At 39.8% G+C, this 18,179-nt stretch carries 17 protein-coding genes and 1 tRNA gene; 10 read left to right on the top strand and 8 right to left on the bottom strand.

The annotated features are described in order from the left end of the window. The first annotated feature begins 48 nt into the window (after positions 1 to 48). Both VLB74_RS01395 and VLB74_RS01390 read left to right on the top strand, forming a co-directional pair. A complete protein-coding gene (locus VLB74_RS01395; RefSeq protein ID WP_325201683.1) occupies positions 49 to 204 on the top strand; it encodes a lmo0937 family membrane protein in 156 nt (51 codons plus the stop codon). Between the two features lie 10 nt (positions 205 to 214). Beyond that, positions 215 to 484 carry a YtxH domain-containing protein gene (locus tag VLB74_RS01390; protein ID WP_325201682.1) on the top strand — a complete coding sequence of 90 codons (270 nt, stop codon included), beginning with the start codon at positions 215 to 217 and terminating at the stop codon, positions 482 to 484. 89 nt (positions 485 to 573) lie between these two features. Here VLB74_RS01390 and VLB74_RS01385 read toward each other — a convergent pair whose 3' ends face one another. Beyond that, positions 574 to 1,104: a GNAT family N-acetyltransferase gene (locus VLB74_RS01385; protein ID WP_325201681.1), complete on the bottom strand. Its 531-nt coding sequence runs from the start codon at positions 1,102 to 1,104 to the stop codon at positions 574 to 576. A 640-nt stretch (positions 1,105 to 1,744) separates the two neighbouring features. Here VLB74_RS01385 and VLB74_RS01380 point away from each other — a divergent pair. Genes VLB74_RS01380 through VLB74_RS01370 form a run of 3 tightly spaced genes read left to right on the top strand, consistent with a single transcriptional unit; the run spans position 1,745 to position 4,368 of the window. Further along, on the top strand, positions 1,745 to 3,136 hold the full coding sequence (locus tag VLB74_RS01380) for an RtcB family protein (RefSeq protein WP_325201680.1): 1,392 nt from the start codon (positions 1,745 to 1,747) through the stop codon (positions 3,134 to 3,136). Position 3,137: 1 nt separating this feature from the next. After that, positions 3,138 to 3,827 (top strand): peptide chain release factor H, encoded by a 690-nt coding sequence (gene prfH, locus VLB74_RS01375; RefSeq protein WP_325201679.1) that lies wholly within the window; start codon positions 3,138 to 3,140, stop codon positions 3,825 to 3,827. Further along, positions 3,814 to 4,368 carry a hypothetical protein gene (locus VLB74_RS01370; protein WP_325201678.1) on the top strand — a complete coding sequence of 185 codons (555 nt, stop codon included), beginning with the start codon at positions 3,814 to 3,816 and terminating at the stop codon, positions 4,366 to 4,368. The genes prfH and VLB74_RS01370 overlap by 14 nt, the downstream gene beginning before the upstream one ends. Positions 4,369 to 4,414: 46 nt before the next feature. Here the strand turns inward: VLB74_RS01370 and scpA are convergent, their stop codons facing one another. From scpA to udk, 5 genes are read right to left on the bottom strand one after another with little or no spacing between them, the layout of a single operon-like run. Further along, positions 4,415 to 6,541: a methylmalonyl-CoA mutase gene (scpA, locus tag VLB74_RS01365; RefSeq protein WP_325201677.1), complete on the bottom strand. Its 2,127-nt coding sequence runs from the start codon at positions 6,539 to 6,541 to the stop codon at positions 4,415 to 4,417. Positions 6,542 to 6,544: 3 nt separating this feature from the next. Continuing rightward, positions 6,545 to 7,330 carry an energy transducer TonB gene (locus VLB74_RS01360; protein WP_325201676.1) on the bottom strand — a complete coding sequence of 262 codons (786 nt, stop codon included), beginning with the start codon at positions 7,328 to 7,330 and terminating at the stop codon, positions 6,545 to 6,547. 5 nt (positions 7,331 to 7,335) lie between these two features. Next, a complete protein-coding gene (locus VLB74_RS01355; protein ID WP_325201675.1) occupies positions 7,336 to 8,700 on the bottom strand; it encodes a methylmalonyl-CoA mutase subunit beta in 1,365 nt (454 codons plus the stop codon). A 15-nt stretch (positions 8,701 to 8,715) separates the two neighbouring features. Further along, the gene (locus VLB74_RS01350) at positions 8,716 to 9,057 is read right to left on the bottom strand and encodes an FtsB family cell division protein (RefSeq protein ID WP_325201674.1); all 342 of its coding nucleotides are present in this window, start codon (positions 9,055 to 9,057) and stop codon (positions 8,716 to 8,718) included. A gap of 18 nt (positions 9,058 to 9,075) precedes the next feature. Further along, positions 9,076 to 9,684, bottom strand: coding sequence for a uridine kinase (udk, locus tag VLB74_RS01345; RefSeq protein ID WP_325201673.1), 609 nt, complete (start codon positions 9,682 to 9,684; stop codon positions 9,076 to 9,078). A 418-nt stretch (positions 9,685 to 10,102) separates the two neighbouring features. Here udk and VLB74_RS01340 point away from each other — a divergent pair, with 418 nt between their 5' ends. The 4 genes from VLB74_RS01340 (at position 10,103) to VLB74_RS01325 (ending at position 15,736) form a co-directional block, all read left to right on the top strand. Further along, positions 10,103 to 11,719 (top strand): NAD-dependent malic enzyme, encoded by a 1,617-nt coding sequence (locus tag VLB74_RS01340; RefSeq protein WP_325201672.1) that lies wholly within the window; start codon positions 10,103 to 10,105, stop codon positions 11,717 to 11,719. Between the two features lie 337 nt (positions 11,720 to 12,056). Then, the gene (locus VLB74_RS01335; RefSeq protein WP_325201671.1) at positions 12,057 to 12,542 is read left to right on the top strand and encodes an acyl-CoA carboxylase biotin carboxyl carrier protein subunit; all 486 of its coding nucleotides are present in this window, start codon (positions 12,057 to 12,059) and stop codon (positions 12,540 to 12,542) included. Between the two features lie 95 nt (positions 12,543 to 12,637). Next, entirely contained in the window at positions 12,638 to 14,089 is a 1,452-nt protein-coding gene (gene accC, locus VLB74_RS01330) for an acetyl-CoA carboxylase biotin carboxylase subunit (RefSeq protein WP_325201670.1), read from the top strand. A gap of 105 nt (positions 14,090 to 14,194) precedes the next feature. Then, positions 14,195 to 15,736, top strand: a complete 1,542-nt coding sequence (locus VLB74_RS01325; protein ID WP_325201669.1) for an acyl-CoA carboxylase subunit beta — start codon at positions 14,195 to 14,197, stop codon at positions 15,734 to 15,736. A 409-nt stretch (positions 15,737 to 16,145) separates the two neighbouring features. On the opposite strand, the gene VLB74_RS01320 is transcribed toward VLB74_RS01325, so the two are convergent. Further along, a tRNA-Pro gene (locus tag VLB74_RS01320) sits at positions 16,146 to 16,220 on the bottom strand. A gap of 164 nt (positions 16,221 to 16,384) precedes the next feature. On the opposite strand from VLB74_RS01320, the gene trxB reads away from it, so the two are divergent. Beyond that, a complete protein-coding gene (gene trxB / locus VLB74_RS01315) occupies positions 16,385 to 17,359 on the top strand; it encodes a thioredoxin-disulfide reductase (RefSeq protein WP_325201668.1) in 975 nt (324 codons plus the stop codon). An 83-nt stretch (positions 17,360 to 17,442) separates the two neighbouring features. Here trxB and VLB74_RS01310 read toward each other — a convergent pair. After that, the coding region (locus tag VLB74_RS01310; RefSeq protein WP_325201667.1) for a T9SS type A sorting domain-containing protein at positions 17,443 to 18,179 on the bottom strand (737 nt) is incomplete at its 5' end.

The following is an 18,179-nucleotide window of genomic DNA, read 5'->3' as shown; positions in this document are numbered from 1 at the left end:
TCACACTTTCTCTAAAAAAAAACAAGCTTAAAATTAAAATTAAATTTTATGGGCAATTTACTCTATACAGCAGCAGTCATTCTACTGATCATTTGGGCAGTGGGATTCTTCGCATATGGTGCAGGGAATATTATTCATATTCTGCTTCTTATTGCAATTATTGCAGTTTTACTAAGAATTATACAAGGAAAAAAACCATTATAAATTCAACTCAATGAATAAAATCATGGGAACAGGTAAAGTGGTATTAGGAATATTAGGAGGATTAGCAGCAGGAGCCCTATTAGGCATACTGTTCGCTCCGGAAAAAGGTTCAAAAACAAGAAAAAAAATTCTTGAAAAAGGACAAAAATATGCCGACGATGTAAAAGATAAATTGGATGAAGTGTATAAAAACAGTGCTAATAAATTCAATAATTTATTATCCGATGCTAAAGATATGGTTTCAAAAAAAGAAGTAAGTGGTTCAAATTTAAATAAATAGGAAAGCTCCGGGGAAACTCGGGGTTTTTATTTTTTGATACAATATCACGACTGTAACCGAGTAATCAGTAGTTTTTATTATTTCCGGGACTATCCGAAAAATTCCTTGGGATATTTCACTTCTCCACTTATGGCAAGCAATCCGTTTTCGGTTAATGAGATAATCATGCAATTTTCTTCCGGAGCGTCAAACGGCATTGTGATACCATATTTGCTGGTTGGTTCATATCCAAATCTGGGATAGTAGTTTTCGTGTCCCAAGAGAATAACGGATTTGTAGCCTAATTTTTTTGAGATAACATGGCTTTCTGTAATTAATCTTGATCCGATTCCCCGTCCCTGAAATTCCGGTTTTACCGAAACGGGAGCTAAAGCCAGGGATTCAAACGACTCGTTCCCGTTTTCAATCAGCAGTTTGGTTAGTAAAATATGACCGACGATTTCATCTTCAACTTCAGCAACCAATGAAAGTTCTAGGATAAATGCATCTGATTTCCGCAGGCGTTCCACTAAAAAATGTTCCCTGTGATCACTGTATTCCAAATCTCGGAAAGCAGCTTCGATGAGTTCTGAAACTTTTGCGTAATCGTTTGCGTTTTCCTGTCGTATCCTGATTTCCATGATTTATTTTTAAGATGCAGGCGTTCTTATGTTAATAGCAAATATAAAAAAGAAAGATTGGAATACTCCTTCGTGAATTCACAGTATTTCACCTCGCAGAAGGTTTTGTATAATGCTTGTGAATTAATTTTTTTTTAAGAAAATGATCACAACTTTTGTGTCTATTTTTATTTTTTTCAAAAAAAGATACGCTTTTTGTGACTAAATATTTTTTTCACAAAAAAGACACAGTTCGTTTCCAATGCTTTGATTTAAAGGTATTTAGAAGGGATAATATTATTCAGATTAATTTGAAATAATAGGAATTTGCTGTAAATATTTGGAAATTAGAAAAATAAAAATAAATCTTTGCAACAGAAAATTATTAACTCATAAAACGAAGAAAAATGTTTGTATTTAAATCATTACCTCAAAGCAATGCATCAGTTGGAACTGGTGTCGCTCTTCTTCGTGGCTTAACGCAATCATAAGATAATCAAAAATATATGAAAAAGCCCGAAGACGTTTAGTTTCGGGCTTTTTTGTTTATTCTAGACACTTCACAAAAATTTCCCGAAACGATTTAGTTCATTCCAAACGAGTGAGAAATTGACCGTATGGTTTTACCATTGGCCATTTAAGAATTTTTATTTAAAAAATCATGGGAAATAAACTATCCGGGAAAGACCTGATTAAATTGGGCTTTCCTAAAAATAATGCAATAAATATTGCCTTAGGGCAAGTTAACCGATATCGAAAAAAAGAGAAGAAGGAAAGCATTTTAGCAGAAGCTAAAGAAGTGTTACAGTATCCTGAAAAATTTAAAGGACACGGCACTTGGGGCAAAGTAGCTGAAGGCTTGGTTAATCCGGTACAGGTGAAATTCAATCAGTTGAACAACACAAGGGCTCCTTTTTCCATCTTCGGTGAAAATGAAATTGATGAACAGGCAAAGTTTCAATTGTATGACGCATTGAAATTACCGGTTTCTGTAAAAGGCGCTTTAATGCCAGATGCACATTCCGGTTACGGACTGCCAATCGGGGGAGTTTTGGCAACAGATAACGCAGTTATACCTTATGGAGTAGGAGTGGATATTGGCTGTCGCATGAGTTTGTCGATTTTCGATTTGCCTGCTTCCTTTCTGAAAGGGAAAGACCATCAGTTGCAGGCTATTCTGAAAGACAATACCAAATTCGGCATGACCGAAACCCACCAAATAAAAGTCGATCATGAGGTTTTTTACCGAAGTGAGTTTAAAGATATACCGGTGGTGAAACAGCTTTTGGACAAGGCCTACAAACAATTGGGAACTTCAGGCGGCGGAAACCATTTTGTCGAATTCGGAATTGTGAAGTTAGACCATCCGCTGCCGGAATGGAAAGTAGAACCCAAAGAGTATCTGGCTGTTTTGTCGCACAGTGGTTCACGCGGATTAGGTGCCAATATTGCAAAACATTATACCTATTTGGCAACCAAGCAATGTCCGTTACCCAAAAATGTGCAGCATTTGGCTTGGTTGGATTTGAACACGCATGACGGACAGGAATACTGGCTTGCGATGAATTTGGCCGGGGATTATGCCAAAGCCTGTCACGAAGATATTCACCGCCGTATCGCCAAAGCTTTAGGCAAACGAATTGTGGTTACAATCGAGAACCATCACAATTTTGCCTGGAAAGAAATGGTAGACGGCAAAGAGTGTATTGTCCACAGAAAAGGTGCGACACCGGCAGGAGCAGGACAACTTGGAATCATTCCGGGTTCTATGACAGCTCCGGGTTTTATCGTAATGGGTAAGGGGAATACAGAGAGTATTAATTCGGCTTCACATGGGGCAGGACGATTGTTTTCAAGAGCGAAGTGTAAAGCTTCTTTTACACAGAGCCAGATTAACAAGGTTTTGACGGAACATGATGTTAAGCTAATCGGCGGAAATATTGACGAAGCGCCAATGGCCTACAAAGACATCAATAAAGTGATGAGTCTGCAGACGGAATTGGTGGACGTTTTGGGAACTTTTACTCCTAAAATAGTAAGAATGGACAGATAGTATGGAAAAAATAATTCAAATTACCTCTGGAAGAGGACCTGCGGAATGTACTTGGGTAGTAGCTCAGGTGCTGAAGAAAGTGTTGCAGGAAGCAGCTGCCTTGGATATGAAGGCAACAGTTTTGCAACACCAAGCAGGTTCGGAAAACGGTACGGTGGAATCGGCCATTGTTTTATTGGAAGGAAAAGGAGTAACCGAGTTTGTAGCATCATGGATAGGTACAATTCATTGGATAGGACAGAGTACCTTCCGGAAATTCCACAAACGCAAAAATTGGTTCATCGGGATTTTTGAAATTGAAAGATCGAAAGAAATGGTTTTTTCGGAGAAGGATATTCAGTATCAGGCGATGCGAAGTTCAGGTGCGGGTGGACAACATGTGAACAAGGTAAGTTCGGCTATCCGGGCTACTCATTTACCGACAGGTTTGAGTGTGGTGAGCATGGATTCGCGTTCACAGCATCAGAATAAAAAAATGGCTACCGAGCGTTTGCTGATCAAATTGGAGGAAGAATCGCTTTCGAAATTAAAAAATCAGTACCAGTCCCAATGGGAAAACCAATTGCAGATTCAGCGTGGTAATCCTGTGAGGATTTTTGAAGGTACCGATTTTAAGAAACTTAAAAATGTGAAAAACAATAAAGCTGAACGACAGCAATTAAAGAAAAATCTAAAAGATGAAATCAATTGATAAATATTTATTTCAGGCCTTGGACAACTATCCTTATTCTTTAGAAGAAACGGTGGAATCCTTGGACTATGCCTTGTCTTATGACGATAAAAATACGATTGCTTTGTGTTTGTATGGGCGTTTGTATTCCGAGCAATTGCATCGCTATGAAGTCGCAAAAGAGTATTTTCAGCAGGCGATAGGAATCGATATTCACGCGTTGGAAGTATACGTACATTACATTCAGGCTTTGATTCTGAATGAAGATTTCGCCGAAGCAGAGAAGTTGATTGATTTTGCCTTGACTGTGAAAGGAATCAATAAGGCCGAAATTTTGTTGAAAAGAGTCTTGCTTTTGGAAAGTCAGCGAAAGTTTGAAGATGCTTTGGAAGCAATCAGTGAAGTGAAAGTGACAACTTTTAGCAACGATACTTCTTATGAAACCGAAAACGCTGAAAAAAGATTAAAAGAAAAAATCGATTTGTTGAAAGACAAGAAAAAGGGCAAGGATAAAAAGGAAAAATCTAAAAAGTCTGAAAAAGAAAAAAAGAAGAAACAGTAATTCTTTGAAACAAAAAGAGCGGCATTTGCCGCTCTTTTTTTATAATTTAATCCTCCAATAAAACTTCCAAAATAGTAATGGCTGCCTCACTGATTTTAGTACCCGGCCCGAAAACCGCAACTGCTCCGGAATCAAACAAATACTGGTAATCCTGCGCCGGAATTACTCCGCCCACAATCACCATAATGTCTTCACGGCCGTATTTTTTCAGTTCTTCAATCACCTGCGGAACCAAAGTTTTGTGTCCTGCTGCCAAAGAAGAAACCCCTAAAATGTGTACGTCGTTTTCCACCGCTTGTTTGGCTGCTTCGGCAGGAGTCTGGAACAATGGACCAATGTCTACGTCGAAACCTACATCGGCATAACCGGTAGCTACTACTTTTGCGCCACGATCGTGACCGTCCTGACCCATTTTGGCAATCATAATACGAGGTCGACGGCCTTCTTTTTTCGCGAATTCGTCGGCCAGCGCTTTAGCTTTTTCAAAGCTCTCGTCGTTTTTAATTTCTTTACTGTACACGCCGCTAAATGATCTGATTTGTGCTTTATATCTTCCGAAAACGGCTTCCAATGCATCACTGATTTCACCTAAAGTGGCTCTGTGACGTGCTGCATCTACCGCTAAATCCAATAAGTTTCCTTCTCCACCTTGGGCGCAGGCTGTTAGTTTTGCTAAACATTCCTGTACTTTTTGTGTGTTTCGGGTCGCTTTTATGTTTTCCAGACGCTCAATCTGTTCTGCGCGAACGGTTTGGTTGTCTACTTCCAATATGTGTAAAGGGTCTTCTTTTTCCAGACGGAATTTATTCACCCCGACGATGATATCCTGTCCGCTGTCAATACGCGCCTGTTTACGAGCCGCAGCTTCTTCGATGCGCAATTTCGGAATTCCTTCTTCAATCGCTTTGGTCATACCGCCCAAAGATTCAACTTCTTCAATTAAAGCCCAGGCTTTGTCTGCGATTTCTTTGGTTAAACTTTCAACGTAATAACTTCCTGCCCAAGGATCAACCGTTTTACAGATTTTGGTTTCTTCCTGTAAGAAGATTTGCGTGTTTCTGGCAATACGCGCAGAGAAGTCAGTTGGTAAAGCGATCGCTTCGTCCAATGCATTCGTGTGTAAGGATTGTGTTCCCCCGAACGCTGCCGCTGCTGCTTCAATGGCTGTACGCGCCACATTATTGAAAGGATCCTGCTCGGTTAAACTCCAGCCTGAAGTCTGACAATGTGTTCTCAATGCCAATGATTTTTCGTCCTGCGGATTGAATTGCTTCAATAATTTAGCCCAAAGCATTCGTCCGGCTCTCATTTTGGCAATTTCCATAAAATGGTTCATACCGATTGCCCAGAAGAACGATAAACGCGGGGCAAATTCGTCAATTTTCATTCCGGCTGCCAATCCTGTTCGAATGTATTCCAATCCGTCTGCTAAAGTATAAGCTAACTCGATATCAGCAGTAGCCCCGGCTTCCTGCATGTGGTAACCCGAGATTGAAATCGAGTTGAACTTCGGCATTTTTTTACTGGTATAGTCGAAAATATCGGCAATGATTTTCATCGACGGTGTAGGAGGATAGATGTACGTGTTACGCACCATGAACTCCTTCAAGATATCGTTTTGAATCGTACCCGATAACAATTTGGCATCAACGCCTTGTTCTTCGGCAGCAACGATGTAGAAGGCCATAATGGGCAATACTGCACCGTTCATGGTCATCGAAACCGACATTTCTCCTAATGGAATCTGATCGAAAAGGATTTTCATGTCTTCCACTGAATCGATAGCTACTCCGGCTTTTCCAACGTCACCCACTACGCGCTCGTGATCAGAATCATAACCGCGGTGCGTGGCTAAATCGAAAGCTACGGACAATCCTTTTTGTCCTGCAGCCAGGTTTCGGCGGTAGAACGCGTTACTTTCGGTAGCGGTAGAGAAACCTGCGTATTGACGTACCGTCCAAGGTCGGCGTACATACATGGTGGCATAAGGCCCGCGTAAATTCGGTGCAAAACCGGCTCCGAAACCAATGTGTTCCAGACCTTCCAAATCCGATTCGGAATAGGTTTGTTTTACTTCGATGCCTTCAGCAGTTACAAAGTTCTGATCGTGTGACTGCGAACTTGTACCTTCTGAAGTTTCTAATTGTATATGTTGAATGTCTTTTCTAGGCATGATTTATTTTTTTTCGGGCTGAGTTATCATCGTTCTGCTAATTGGAATTGGTATAGTGAACTGTGTTCGGACTTTTTTTCCGTTTTGTTCTCCCGGAATCCATTTTGGTGATTTCTTAAGAACTCGAATTGTTTCTTTGTCGTTGTTGTAACCTGAGTTACGTAATATTCTGATATCTGATAAGGAACCATTTTTTTCAATAATAAATGTAGCCATAACTTTTCCTTTGAAATCTTCTTCAATATCATCAGGAAATTTGAAGTTGGTATTAAAAAAAGTAAAAAACTTAGCTATACCCCCTGGAAATTTTGGGGTTATCTCTACTAAAGAAGAGTTGTAAATTTTGTTATCGTCTTCTGGAGTCGATGAAGAGTAATTGTCGATAGGTGCGTCTATCGTTATTACTTCAGTTCTGTCATCATCAAAATATGGATTGAACATTCCTCTTTCTAAGCGACAAGGAACAGTTTTTCCATTTACTGTTGCCGGTGACCATTTGGGGCTTAAAGCCATGACTCGTAATGCTTCTTTTTCATTTGGACTGCCAAAAGGATTAATTACTTTGATGTCAGTAATAGTCCCATTAGTTTGTACAGTGAATTCTATACCAACGTGTTTGGCGTTTTTCTCGGGAACCCATTTGAAATTCTTTTCAACAAAATCTATCCAAGAGTTCCATCCGCCCGGAAAGCCTGGGTTGGTAGAGACTTCTTTCTCCTGATAGACTTTTGGCTGGGCAGTGATTAACGACGTGCTAAAAAGCAAAGTTAATAATATAATTCTCTTCATAAGGTCTATTTCTCCGTTTCCAAACGTTCCTGTTCCAGTTTCTCTGCCAATCGTTTTTCGATAATTGGCGTGATTAACGTTTTACGCGGATTGGTTTTAACGAATGGGAACAATTCCAACTCTTGGTGCATACGGTCGTCTTTGTTCGGGTATTTGTTGGTTCCCAATAAGATTTCCTTGCCGTTGTCGAACAATTCCTGTTCCTTATCGGCACTTTCCTTGATTTTACGCTGGATGGTCCCTTCAATCAATTGTGTAATGAAACCACTATTTGCTTCGATGTCTTTGAATAACAATAAGGCTTTTTCGGCTAACTGTTGGGTTAAGGTTTCGATGTAATAAGCTCCGTCAGCCGGATTGTTTACTTTATCGAAATAACTTTCGTGTTTTAAAACCAATAACTGGTTCCGGGAAATTCGGTCGCCAAACTCATTGTCTTTATGATAGATGGCGTCGTAGGCCAAATTTGAAACCGCATCGGCACCGCCTAAAACAGCACTCATGCATTCGGTTGTTGTGCGAAGCATGTTTACGTTGTAGTCGTATAAGGTTTTGTTGCGTTTGGTTGGAGTAGCAATGATGTGGCAACTGATTTCGTTATTGTATTCTTTGGCTAATGTGTTGAATAAAAGGCGTAACGCTCTCAATTTAGCAATCTCAAAGAAATAATTCGTTCCCACGGCTACTTGGACAGTAACTTGTTGGTTGAAATCCGCAACACGGTTGAGATATTCGTTAGCATGTGCCAAAGTGTAAGCCAATTGCTGAACCATATTCGCGCCCGCATTCTGGTACAATCCGGCATTTATACTTAAAAACGTAATGTTTTTACAGCTTTTTACCAGGTTGTTTAAAATGGCAAAATCACCTTCAACATTAGAAAACAGATTTCCTTCTTTGGCGAATTGTCCGATAGGATCTGCCAAAACGTAAATAGTAGCCGAATTTTTTGCAGCAATTTCATCAATCTTTTTAATGAAATCTTCCGATAAGAAATGCATCGAAATATATACCGGTGTTGTTGCAAGCGGAAGGGCTGTCAATAATTTACTGATGTCAACCGAATCATTTTCCAATGTAAAACGGATACTTTCCGCACCTCGGTTTAAGCTATCCAAAGCTCTTGCGATGGATTTATCCAAATCGTGTACAAAAATATCCTGAACTATTTTGAAATTTGTCGCCTCGGTATTGGCTGGAAAAGATTTTAGTTCTTCATCGGCATGATAAAAAGGGCGTACTTTAATTCCTTCCGGACTTTCCCAAACAAGGGTTTCGTTGTAGTCGGCACCTTTTAATTCGTATTGAATCTGGTTTTTCCATTGTTTGGAAGAAACACCTTCAAATTCTGTAAACAGCTTTTCGCTCATAGTGTGTGTTTTGAGTTATTCCGCACCTTCGGCAGGAGCTTCATCTTCAAATTCTATAATATAAATGTCTTCGTTTTCGCGTTTCATGTAGTATTTCTCGCGAGCATATTTTTCTACCTGTGCCGGATTTTTCAGTTTTTTGATATTGCTGTTGTCCTTTCGGATTTCGTCCTGGTAGTATTGTTTATTGTCTTCGAGTTCGTCGATTTCCTTGTTTAAAACGCGATGTTCAAGGTAGGAGTAGTTGTCCAGAAAAAGCATCCAAATCGTAAAAAACAGCAGTACCAGTACATATCGGTTTCCGAAAATCTTCAGAAAAGGATATTTGACTGCTAAATTTTGAAATGCTTTTTTCATTTTTTAAATATATGAAAATTAACCGATGCGCTGATTGATTACCGCTCGAACCACATCGATGGCTACAGTGTTGTATTTGTCGTTCGGTATGATGATATCGGCAAAAGCCTTGGTAGGCTCAATAAATTGCTGATGCATTGGTTTAAGTGTGTTCTGATATCGGTTTAAAACCTCTTCCATGTCACGTCCGCGCTCGGCGATATCACGTTTTAAACGACGGATCAAACGCTCATCGGAATCCGCATGAACAAAAATTTTGATGTCGAACATCTCGCGTAATTCCGGATTTGTAAGAATCAGAATGCCTTCAACAATCATTACTTTTCTTGGATGAGTAACAATGGTATCATCTGTTCTGTTGTGTGTAACGAAAGAGTAGATTGGCTGCTCGATGTTTTTTCCTTCTTTCAAATCTTTCAGGTGACTCACTAACAATTCGAAGTCGATTGCTCTTGGATGATCGAAATTGATTAATGCGCGTTCGTCGAAACTCAAACCGTGATTGGCTTTGTAGTACGAGTCCTGGGATATGATTCCCACTTCGGCCTCCGGTAGTTCATTCATGATTTGATGCACTACGGTTGTTTTTCCGCTTCCGGTACCGCCGGCAATTCCAATAATCAGCATAAAGTGATGTGTTAGTTAATCATGGCAAAAATAGGAATTTATCAATTGAAAAAACGATTAATGAAAAGGAATGCAAACAAAAAATCATTCTTAATAAGGAACGGATTTATGGGTTTTGTTTTTTGGAGCGCACTTAACGTTTTTCGAATTCTCATTATTGAAGTCAGCATGGTGTTTGTTGCATTCATCTGCAGACAATCGTAAGCCAACGATAAAAATGGTTTTTCTTACGATTACAATAATATTATCCTTAAATTTATGATGTTAAAACAATTGATAATCATTGGTTTAAGTTGTTTTTTAGTTGTGATGACGATTAAAGTCCCCTTTTCGTTTACTGAATGATGATAAATGTCAAATTTACCTTGGTGAATTACGATTTTTTTTGGTGAAATAATAATTGCTAAATAGTTGAGAAATGGAACAAAGCAGAGGTTATTCGTTGTTGCGCAACCCGGGAAAAAATAAGGGAGCCGCATTTTCAATCGAAGAACGACAGGAATACGGTTTGGAAGGTTTGCTGCCGAACAATATAGAAACGATTGAAACCCAGATGATGCGGGTACATATGCAGCTTAACAATTTTGAAAAACCCATTAATAAGTACATTTATCTGATGAATTTGTACGACACGAATGAAACCCTGTTTTTTAGGACTGTTGCCAGCAAACCGTCAGTTTACCTGCCTTTGGTTTATACCCCGACCGTTGGGGAAGCCTGTCAGGCATTTGGGCATATTGCAAGACGTCCGAGAGGCCTTTATATTTCCATTAATCAAAAGAATCGTATCAAGGAAATACTCAAAAATTGGTATACCCCTGATGTCCGATTTGCTGTAGTCACCGATGGTCAGCGTATCCTCGGACTTGGTGATTTAGGAATTTTCGGTATTGGCATCCCCATCGGTAAACTGGCCCTCTATACCAGTTGCGCCGGAGTGCCGCCGAAACATACTTTGCCCATAGTTTTGGATGTGGGGACTAACAATGAAGATTTTTTAAAAGATCCGCTTTATCTTGGTTTAAAACAAAAAAGGGTAGAAGGGAAAGAATATGACGATTTTATCGAAGCATTTGTGGTTGCGATAAATGAAGTCTTTCCTAAAATCTGTATTCAGTGGGAGGATTTTGCCGGGGTTAATGCGATTCGTATTTTAGATAAATATCGTAATAAAATCAGCACTTTTAACGATGATATACAAGGAACCGCGGCCATTGCTACTGCTGGTTTTATAGCCATTAGCCGGTTAATGAAAAAATCGTTCCGGGAGCAGCGTTTTCTTTTTTTGGGTGCGGGGGCCGCTGCATTTGGAATTGCCAATATGCTGGTGCAGAAATTCAAAAAAGATGGTTTGAGTGAAGAGGAAGCACTGGGACAAATATGGATGTTTGATGTTAATGGATTGATAGTGAAATCGAGAAATGACCTGGCAGAACATCAAAAGGCTTTTGCACATGAAGGTAAAGCATCGAGTGATTTTGCCGAGGCTGTTTTAAGTATAGAACCGACGGCTATCATTGGCGTGAGTACTGTTGGAGGAGCTTTTAATCAGCAGGTTATTGAAAATATGAGTCTGGTAAACGAACAGCCGATTATTTTTCCGTATTCCAATCCTACTTCCCATTCCGAATGTACTGCGGAAGAAGCCTACAAATGGAGTAAAGGAAAAGCCGTTTTCGCCAGTGGAAGTCCGTTTGCACCGGTAACTTATGAAGGGAAAACGTTTACACCGGGACAGGGTAATAATGTTTTTATTTTTCCGGCGATGGGTCTGGCGATATTTGCAACGCAAGCCAAAAGAATCACAGATGAAATGCTCATCGTAGCCGCTGAAGCCGTTGCAGAGCAAATTTCTGATGAAGATTTCGAACAAGGTCTGATTTATCCTCGTGTCGATAACATTTTACAGGTTTCTGTAAATGTTGCCGAAAAAATTGTCGAAGAGATTTTTAATAGTGGATTGGCTAATGTTGACAGACCGGAGGACATTCGTGCTTTTATCAAAAGTAAAATGTATGAGCCAAACTATGAATAAAAGGTTTTAAGGTGCCGTGTGTCTTTTCTTTGAATAAGGCAGGAAGTAGGCTCAGATTTGCAGAAACAAAAAGAACTTTCCAGAAAGATAGTGCTTCGATGAAAGGCGGGAACAAAGTTTTGTCCGGGCTGGAGAAGCATCTCATAATAAAAAAACTACTTATCAGATTTAATAAAGTCGAGCTCTCCTATTGAAATCAAGGACCATGAACGGAAATAATAAACAGAAACCAATCCCGAATGTTTCTTTTTACATTAATTTCTAAAATTATTTTATAAGAAATAGTTTTCTATCGGTTAGATTTTTTAAATTCATCTTTTAATAAAAAAAGTAATTTATGAGTGCTACTTATAAACTTAAGGTTAATGATAAACAGACGTTTGATGTCTCGGAAGCGGATTTGCAAAATTTAGATGCGATCAGAGGAGGAAACGGGCAGTTTCATGTCTTGAAAGAAGGCAAACCCTACAGGGCGGAAATGGTTTCTGGCAATTTCAATGAGAAAAAATATACCGTAAAAGTAAATGATAATACTTACGAGGTATCGATAGCCAATGCTTTGGATTTAATGATTAAAAGTATGGGTATTGAAGGAGGAAAGACCAAATTGGTGAATGCAATCAAAGCGCCAATGCCTGGATTGATCCTCGAGATCAGCGTAAGTGTAGGTCAAGAGGTAAAAGAAAATGACCCGATTTTGATTTTGGAAGCTATGAAAATGGAGAACAGTTTTCTTTCGCCACGGGACGGGGTAATTAAGTCGATTGCTGTGGAAAAAGGGAATACTGTAGATAAAGGACAGTTGTTAGTAGAGTTTGAGTAGTAAGGAGTTTAAGCTTTGTGATTTAAGTTGGTGATTTTGTCTAACCGCCCTTCTTGAGCCATTCTCAAAGGGGTGACAGAAATAAAGAACAAAAAATGAAAAAAATTTCAAAAATATTAGTGGCCAACCGTGGTGAGATTGCTGTCAGGGTAATGAAAACGGCTAAAAAAATGGGCATAAAGACCGTAGCGGTGTATTCGACTGCCGACAGGAATGCTCTTCATGTAAAATATGCCGATGAGGCCATCTGCATTGGTGAAGCGCCATCCAGTCAATCTTATTTGAGAGGCGACAGGATTATTGAAGTATCCAAACAATTGGGCGTAGACGCTATCCACCCGGGTTACGGATTTTTAAGTGAGAACTCGGCCTTTGCGCAGGAATGCGAAAAGAACAATATTATTTTCATTGGTCCGAATTCCAAAGCTATTGAAATGATGGGGAGTAAACTGGAGGCTAAAGAAGCGGTGAAAGGTTATGATATTCCTATGGTTCCCGGTGTGGACCATGCAATTATTGATTTGGAAGAAGCGAAAAGAACTGCTCGGAATGTCGGTTTTCCTATCTTGATTAAGGCTTCCGCCGGAGGTGGGGGAAAAGGGATGCGTTTGGTGGAAAAAGAAGATGATTTTGAAGCCCAAATGGAGCGTGCCATCAGCGAGGCAACTTCAGCGTTTGGTGACGGCTCGGTTTTCATTGAAAAGTATGTGTCTAAACCACGTCATATAGAAATACAGGTAATGGCCGACAGCTACGGAAATGTGTTGTATATTTTTGAAAGGGAGTGCAGTATTCAGCGTCGTCATCAAAAAGTAGTTGAGGAAGCGCCGTCGAGTTTTGTGACACCCGAAATCCGCAAGGCCATGGGTGAGGCAGCCGTGAAAGTGGCCAAAGCCTGTGATTATCTTGGTGCGGGGACCGTGGAGTTTCTGATGGATGAAAACCACAACTTCTATTTTCTTGAAATGAATACACGTTTGCAGGTTGAACATCCGGTAACTGAAATGATTTCAGGATTGGATTTGGTTGAATTGCAAATCCGCATTGCTCGTGGTGAGGAGTTGGCGATCAAGCAGGAAGATTTGAAAATTTTAGGCCACGCGATGGAACTACGTGTCTATGCTGAAGACCCAATGAATGACTTTCTTCCAAATGTGGGATTATTGAGTAAATATCAATTACCGGAAGGTTTGGGAATACGTGTGGATAATGGAATCGAAGAAGGTATAGAGGTGCCTATTTATTATGATTCGATGCTGTCCAAGATGATCACCTTTGGTAAAACGCGTGATGAATCCATTGAACTTATGCTGAAAGCTATCGATAATTACCATGTGGAAGGTGTAGCTACTACATTACCATTCGGAAAATTTGTTATGGAGCACGAAGCGTTCCGTGCAGGTGATTTTGATACCAGCTTTGTGAAAAAATATTACGATGTCGAAAAGTTGAAAGGGCAGTTGGATATAGAGGCTGAAATTGCAGCATATTTAGCGTTGCAGCAGTATTTGGCAGATAAGAAAGTGCTGCGATTGCCGGTAGAATAAGTTAATTGCGACTTATGAGTTGTCGGGTTTCAGATGAATTTTGATTTTCAAATTATCGAACAAGCCAATAATCGAATCATAGAATTACTAAATTGAGACATTAAAATGGAAGATAAAATAAAGGTATTAAACGAAAAGATAGCTCTTGCCAAATTGGGCGGTGGTGTTAAACGTATTGCCAAACAGCATGCAAATAAAAAATTGTCGGCCCGTGAGCGCATCGAATATTTGCTGGATGACGGTTCGTTTGAAGAGATTGGTATGCTGGTTACCCATCGGACCACCGATTTCGGAATGCAGGATGAAGTATACTTCGGCGATGGTGTCGTGACCGGTTACGGAACCATCAACGGCAGAGTGGTTTATGTATTCGCGCAGGATTTCACTGTTTTTGGGGGTTCGCTATCCGAAACGCATGCCGAAAAGATTTGTAAGGTGATGGATATGGCACTACGCAATGGGGCACCAATGATCGGTTTGAACGATTCTGGTGGGGCTCGTATTCAGGAAGGTGTACGCTCCTTGGGTGGTTATGCTGATATTTTCTACAGAAACGTAAAGTCGAGCGGTGTAATTCCTCAAATTTCAGCTATTATGGGGCCGTGTGCCGGAGGTGCGGTATATTCCCCGGCGATGACGGATTTTACAATGATGGTTGAAGGGAGCAGTTATATGTTTGTTACCGGGCCTAACGTCGTGAAAACAGTTACCAATGAAGAGGTAAGCTCTGAAGAATTGGGTGGTGCCAGCACACATTCGACCAAATCAGGAGTCTCACATGTGACTTCTTCGAATGAGGTTGAGGCTCTGGAGGACATTAAACGATTATTAAGCTATGTTCCGCAAAACAACAGCGAGAAAACGCCGAGACAGCCTTATGAATTGGGCGAGGAGATTCGTGAAAAATTAGATACAATTGTTCCGGACAATGCCAACAAGCCTTACGATATGCATGATGTCATTCAAAATATGATTGATGAGGATTCTTTCTTTGAAATTCATAAGGATTATGCAGAAAACATTATAGTGGGATTTGCCCGTTTGGGCGGACGCAGTATCGGAATTGTGGCTAATAATCCTAAATTTTTAGCCGGATGTTTAGATGTGAAGAGTTCGGTCAAAGGAGCTCGTTTTGTGCGTTTCTGCGACTGCTTCAATATACCGCTATTAGTGCTGGTAGACGTTCCGGGGTTTCTGCCGGGTACCGATCAGGAGTGGAGCGGGATTATAACGCACGGAGCAAAATTATTGTACGCCTTCAGTGAGGCTACTGTTCCGAGAGTGACTGTTATCACCCGTAAAGCTTATGGAGGAGCATACGATGTAATGAACTCGAAACATATTGGTGCCGATATGAACTTTGCCTGGCCATCATCTGAAATAGCAGTAATGGGAGCCAAAGGAGCTTCGGAGATTATTTTTAAAAAGGAAATCAAAGAAGCAGCAGACCCAGCAGCGGAACTACTGGAAAAAGAAAGTGAGTACGCAATGTTGTTCGCTAATCCCTACACCGCAGCACAGCGCGGATTCATTGACGAAGTGATTTTGCCGAGAGATACCAGAAGAAAGCTGTTAAGGGCCTTCAGTATGTTGGAACATAAAATAGCAGATGCTCCAAAAAGAAAACATGGGAATATTCCGTTGTAGTTTTCAGGGGATAAGTTAAAGCCAAAAGGAATAAGTTTAAAAAAACTTGTTCCTTATTTTTTTGGAAATGAATTAAATTATTTGAATTACAAAAAAATTAAAAAGCCTCAAGAGTATTTGTTGTTGTTTGGGAACTTGAATATAAAGGCAGTTATTCTATTGCCTTTTGGAGGTATGTTGCTAAACGAATCCCTTAAAGTTTCTGCAAAACTTTTGGTCTTTTTTGTTTTAAGGATTTGCGAGTATATGACAGGATTATTCCATGATCCTGATTTGGGTTTGATGCTAAACAAATCCCTTAAAGTTTCTGCGAAATTTTGGTCTTTTTTGTTTTTAATAAAATATCAAGCGAGCTTGAATTTTTTTAAAAACAAAAAATCCCTTCAGCAAAGCTGAAAGGATTTGTTTGTCGGGGTGGCAGGATTCGAACCTGCGACCTCCTGGTCCCAAACCAGGCGCGATGACCGGGCTACGCTACACCCCGTGTAATTGTGGTGCAAATATAGCGCTAAAATTTTATTTCCAAAATAATTTTAGAGATAAATTCAAATTATTTATAAATAGTTAAATCTGATGCCTTTTTGAAAAACTTTTTTAATTAAAACTTACATTTGTAAACTTCAAGATAAAATATTTATAAAAGAAATTATGTCAGATACTATAGAAAGAGTTAAATGTCTTATTATCGGTTCTGGTCCTGCAGGTTATACAGCAGCAATCTACGCAGCCAGAGCTAATATGTATCCTGTGTTATACCAGGGAACACAACCGGGAGGTCAATTAACAACAACGAATGAAGTGGAGAACTTTCCAGGTTATCCGGAAGGTGTTACCGGACCTGAAATGATGGTTCAGTTACAGGAGCAGGCGAAACGATTCGGAACAGATGTTCGTGATGGTTGGGCAACAAAAGTTGATTTTTCAGGTGATATCCATAAAGTATGGATCAACGATACTAAAGAAATTCACTGTGAAACGGTTATTATTTCAACAGGGGCTTCTGCAAAATATTTAGGATTGCCTTCAGAACAGCATTACCTTCAAATGGGTGGAGGAGTTTCTGCCTGTGCGGTTTGCGACGGGTTTTTCTACAGAAATCAGGAAGTAGTGATTGTTGGAGCGGGCGATAGTGCTTGCGAAGAGGCACATTACTTATCTAAAATGTGTAAAAAAGTTACGATGTTGGTGCGTAGCGAGGTATTCCGTGCTTCCAAAATCATGGAAGAGCGCGTGAGAAAAACCGAAAACATTGAAATCTTATTGCATACCGAAACCGAGGAAGTATTGGGAGACGGAAATGTGGTAACTGGTATTTTGGCGAAAAACAAAACGACCGGAGAAATTATTGAAATCCCGGCAACCGGATTTTTCGTTGCCATCGGACACAAGCCAAACACCGATATCTTCAAAGATTATCTGAATTTGGATGAAACAGGTTATATCATCAACGAACCGGGGACTTCCAAAACAAATGTACCGGGGGTATTTGTAGGTGGAGATGCTGCTGATCATGTATACCGTCAGGCGGTAACTGCTGCAGGAACTGGCTGTATGGCGGCTTTGGATGCTGAACGTTATTTAGCTGCTAAAGAACATGCTAATATTAACGCAGTAACAGCTTAATTAAAAGGAGAATTTCATAAGGATTGTAATAAAAAAAGCTTCAACATTGTTGAAGCTTTTTTGTGTTTGTACTATTCTGACTATTAGTTTTTTATGAATTTTACCGTTTTTGTTTTGTCGGAATCAATGATTACGAAATAGATTCCGGCATTTAAGTCGGATAAATCGATTTCTGCAATTTTATCATTGAATTCCCTTTCAACAATGAGTTGTCCCAAGTGATTCAAGACGTTTATTTTTCTGATGTTCTGATCGTTTTTAAGAGTCAACAGGTCGGTTACAGGATTCGGACTGATAGTTAAATCATTTGAAATGATTTCAGGTAAATCAATATTTATGGTTATATCGGAACAGCCGTTTGCATCTGTTACATGAACTACATGTTGTCCGAAAGGAATATCGGTAAATGTATTTGAAGACTGCAATGCTCCACCATCAATCTGATATAAATAACTTCCGTTTCCATTTGTAGTTACGACTACGGTGTAATTTCCATCGAATTGTTCATGGGGAATTACATTTGCAGATTGTGCGGGAGAAGATTCAATAACGTTAATTGTTTGTGTTTCGGTGCATCCCGATATCCAACTCATAGCGGTTACAGTATACTGACCGGCTTCAGTTGCCGAATAAGAACTGGTTTGTGCTATCGCGGTATTCATATCGTTGTTAAAAAACCAGGTGAAATCATACATATTAACTGATAACCCAGTATCTAATATATATGGTGTAAGGACTTCGTTTGTGTTCTCATCCACGCAAATAAGTCCGTCCGGAATATTTAATTCAGGTAAAGGGTATACTGTTAATGTTACGATAG

Origin of the sequence: Flavobacterium sp. (assembly GCF_035456225.1) — a bacterium.
Lineage (GTDB): Bacteria > Bacteroidota > Bacteroidia > Flavobacteriales > Flavobacteriaceae > Flavobacterium.
The sequence above is the reverse complement of the archived record's forward strand: the minus strand, read 5'-3'. Positions and strand labels throughout refer to the sequence as shown.

Bases quoted from the DNA above. Each gene is read 5' to 3' on its own strand.
- VLB74_RS01395 (WP_325201683.1), top strand. From the start codon at position 49: ATGGGCAATTTACTCTATACAGCAGCAGTCATTCTACTGATCATTTGG.
- VLB74_RS01390 (WP_325201682.1), top strand. From the start codon at position 215: ATGAATAAAATCATGGGAACAGGTAAAGTGGTATTAGGAATATTAGGA.
- VLB74_RS01385 (WP_325201681.1), bottom strand. From the start codon at position 1,104: ATGGAAATCAGGATACGACAGGAAAACGCAAACGATTACGCAAAAGTT.
- VLB74_RS01380 (WP_325201680.1), top strand. From the start codon at position 1,745: ATGGGAAATAAACTATCCGGGAAAGACCTGATTAAATTGGGCTTTCCT.
- prfH (WP_325201679.1), top strand. From the start codon at position 3,138: ATGGAAAAAATAATTCAAATTACCTCTGGAAGAGGACCTGCGGAATGT.
- VLB74_RS01370 (WP_325201678.1), top strand. From the start codon at position 3,814: ATGAAATCAATTGATAAATATTTATTTCAGGCCTTGGACAACTATCCT.
- scpA (WP_325201677.1), bottom strand. From the start codon at position 6,541: ATGCCTAGAAAAGACATTCAACATATACAATTAGAAACTTCAGAAGGT.
- VLB74_RS01360 (WP_325201676.1), bottom strand. From the start codon at position 7,330: ATGAAGAGAATTATATTATTAACTTTGCTTTTTAGCACGTCGTTAATC.
- VLB74_RS01355 (WP_325201675.1), bottom strand. From the start codon at position 8,700: ATGAGCGAAAAGCTGTTTACAGAATTTGAAGGTGTTTCTTCCAAACAA.
- VLB74_RS01350 (WP_325201674.1), bottom strand. From the start codon at position 9,057: ATGAAAAAAGCATTTCAAAATTTAGCAGTCAAATATCCTTTTCTGAAG.
- udk (WP_325201673.1), bottom strand. From the start codon at position 9,684: ATGCTGATTATTGGAATTGCCGGCGGTACCGGAAGCGGAAAAACAACC.
- VLB74_RS01340 (WP_325201672.1), top strand. From the start codon at position 10,103: ATGGAACAAAGCAGAGGTTATTCGTTGTTGCGCAACCCGGGAAAAAAT.
- VLB74_RS01335 (WP_325201671.1), top strand. From the start codon at position 12,057: ATGAGTGCTACTTATAAACTTAAGGTTAATGATAAACAGACGTTTGAT.
- accC (WP_325201670.1), top strand. From the start codon at position 12,638: ATGAAAAAAATTTCAAAAATATTAGTGGCCAACCGTGGTGAGATTGCT.
- VLB74_RS01325 (WP_325201669.1), top strand. From the start codon at position 14,195: ATGGAAGATAAAATAAAGGTATTAAACGAAAAGATAGCTCTTGCCAAA.
- trxB (WP_325201668.1), top strand. From the start codon at position 16,385: ATGTCAGATACTATAGAAAGAGTTAAATGTCTTATTATCGGTTCTGGT.